Source organism: Streptomyces chiangmaiensis (genome assembly GCF_036281785.1).
GTDB classification, from domain to species: Bacteria; Actinomycetota; Actinomycetes; order Streptomycetales; family Streptomycetaceae; genus Streptomyces; species Streptomyces chiangmaiensis.
Genome location: NZ_JAYWVC010000548.1, coordinates 1 through 1,527, shown reverse-complemented (window position 1 = coordinate 1,527; position 1,527 = coordinate 1). Strand labels below are relative to the sequence as shown.

Below are 1,527 nucleotides of genomic sequence, written 5' to 3'. Positions count from 1 at the left end.
GTACGCATTCAGAAGGAATGCGGCTGATCGGTGACGGTGCGTGAAGTTTGCTGGTCAGGCGTCTTGTTCGATGGGTGGCATCCAGAGGTTGCCGGCGAAGGCGCGGTGGATGGCCTCGAAGGCGCTCAGTCCGTGTTTGCGGGCGGAGTCCAGGTAGGAACGCACGGCGAGCCAGGCCGTGGCACCGTCGGCGGACTGGTGACAGCCGGAGATCTTCAGCTGGGTCTTGACCGGCCGGAGTGCTCGCTCCCCGCAGTTGTTGGTGAAGGGCACGTGCCGGGGGTCGTCGGCGAACCGGAGCACGGCGTGCGCTTGATCGCGCAGGCGTTCCAGCAGGTTGCGGGCGGTGGACTGTTTTCGCCCCGCGGCGCGCGGATGCTCCGACAGCCCGACGGTGATGCCGTGGTGGAAGGCGTCCAGGTGCAGCAGCAGGGCCTCGGGGGCAATCTCGGTGATCTGCCCGGCCCTCACGCGCAGGGCCTGGGTGTTCAGTCCGGCCAGGGCCCAGCGGATCTGCTGGTGCCACTTCTGGTCGGGGAAGTCTTCTTCGGCGGCGGTCAGTTCACGGATCAGGTGCGCCCCGCACAGCTGATGGGTGCAGGAGCCGTATCCGGCATACAACGAGAGCGAGTCGTGGACCAGGACCCCGCGGTAGTGCGGCAGCACACCGCCCGCATCGGCCCCGGCCCGGGAGCGGGGTGCGAGGTGGAGCAGGGTGAGGAAGTCGGTGCAGGCCACGTGCAGCCAGCGCCGCGTGCTGCCGATGCGGGTGGTCGTCTCGTCCGCATGCAGCACGTGCCCCATCATCAGCAGGGCCCTGATCAAGTTCAGAGAGTCTTCGACGAGACCGGCGGCCTCGGGCAGGAGAGAAGCAACCCAGCCGGTGGAGACTTCCGCCCCGGTCACGTCCCGGATCAGCATCGCGGTCCGCTCGACGGGGATGTGCTGGAAGACCAGAAGGTAGACGGCCAGGGCGCGCAGGTTCGGGCCGTAGGAGGAGGGCGATCCTGCGATCTGTCCGGGCATCGGCTCGGCGGTCACCGCCCCGCACGCGCACCGGCAACGATGGGCCCGGTGCTCGGTCACTGTCACCGTGGACAACGGGATGTCCCGGACCTGGCGGCGCTCGAAGCCGATGCTGTCGTTCTTGTCCAGCACGTCCCCGCAGTCCCTGCAGGCCGCCGGAACATGATCCTCGGTAGTGTCGGGTTTCTCCGTCATGGACAGACCCGATCCACCGGCACCGGGTTGACGCCCCCGCTTGCGCCCGCTCCTGGCCTGCGCCTTCTTCTCCGGACGGCCGAAAGTGTCCGAGGACGGCGGCATCGAGGAGTTTCCCGAGTTGCGCCCCAGACGCCGCTCCAGCTCCGCCACCCGCGCCGTCAGCCGCTCATTCGCCGCGGCCAACTCCTCGTTCTGCCGCTGGAGCAGCCCGATCAGTGCGAGGAGATCCTCGCGCGACGCAGACTCCAGCCCCACCGACATGACCACAGATCTTGCCGCACCCACCCACGACCTGTCACATCG

General features: G+C 68.3%; 1 protein-coding gene. It reads right to left on the bottom strand.

Annotated elements, in window-relative coordinates; translation table 11 throughout:
* Positions 1-54 precede the first annotated feature (54 nt).
* A partial coding sequence (gene tnpC / locus VXC91_RS45415) for an IS66 family transposase (RefSeq protein ID WP_329513180.1) occupies positions 55-1,527 on the bottom strand: 1,473 nt, incomplete at its 5' end.